The organism is Microbacterium maritypicum MF109, assembly GCF_000455825.1.
GTDB lineage: Bacteria > Actinomycetota > Actinomycetes > Actinomycetales > Microbacteriaceae > Microbacterium > Microbacterium maritypicum_A.
On sequence record NZ_ATAO01000241.1, the window covers coordinates 1 to 1132 of the forward strand.

Sequence of the window (1132 nt, forward strand, 5' to 3'; positions counted from 1 at the left end):
CACCGGATGAGGCTCAGAACTGGCTCTCCGCCCAGTCGGCCGCGGCCGGCGACACCTGGTTCAGCACCGCCGGCGACGAGTGGAAGGTCGACGCCGAGGGCGCAGGCTCCGAGCGCGTCGCCGCGTTCTGGCAGGGCCTGCTCGACGGCAAGCAGACGTTGGCGACCGAGCGCTGGGGTGAGGGCTTCACCGCCGCGCTCAACGACGGCAGCCTCATCGGCCACGTCGGAGCCGCGTGGGAGGCCGGGTTCCTCCTCGATTCGCTCGACGGCACACCGGCCGAGGGGCAGTGGCGTGTCGCCCAGCTTCCCGACTTCGGCGCGGGTGCCATGAGCGGCCCTGACGGCGGTTCCGGCGTCTCGGTGATGAAGGGCTGCGAGTACCCCGCCGAAGCGATGGAGTTCAACGACTGGTTCAACACGCAGGTCGACGACCTCGCATCGCAGGGCCTCGTCGTCGCCGCCAAGGGCGACGTGGAGACCCCCGAGAAGATGCTCCGCCAGTTCGGCGGTCAGGATGTGCTCGCCGAATTGAGCACGGCCACCGAGAGTCTGAACCCCGACTTCCCCTACGCACCGGGCTTCTCGACGCTGTCGAAGATGAACGAGACCGCCGCTGCGGCCGTCGCCGGCACGGCATCGGTGGCCGACATCTTCACCACCGCGCAGGACACCGCCGTCTCCTCCCTGAAGGACCTCGGCCTCCCGGTCGCAGAGTGAGTCGACGAGAAGGCATCATCGGATGATCGACGGCGGAGTGCACGCGCAATCGTGCACTCCGCCGTCGTCTTGACCTCGAGAGGCGACACCATGGTCACAGTGACCGAAACGCGAGGTGCGGCACCGGCGCCGACATCGCGCATCCCCGCGGATCCCACCCGCCGGCGCCGGTTCGGGACCCGACGCGAAGGTCTCACCGGATGGCTGTTCATGGCACCGTTCGCGGTGCTGTTCGTGCTGGTCTTCCTGGTGCCGATCATCGTGTCGATCCGCTCGTCGTTCTTCGCGCAGGTGCCGTCAGGAGACGGACTCTACGGCGGCGGCGAACTCGTCGACACGTTCGTCGGTCTCGAGAACTTCGTCACCGCCGCGACCAACGGCGCGTTCTGGACGGGCATGGGTCGCGTCGTCCT

Annotated in this window: 2 pseudogenes; both read left to right on the top strand. The window is 68.5% G+C overall.

Annotated elements, in window-relative coordinates:
* Nucleotides 1–719 (top strand): annotated as a pseudogene (locus L687_RS40540) (ABC transporter substrate-binding protein); the annotation flags it as partial.
* A gap of 90 nt (nt 720–809) precedes the next feature.
* Nucleotides 810–1132: pseudogene (locus L687_RS0122195) on the top strand (sugar ABC transporter permease); the annotation flags it as partial.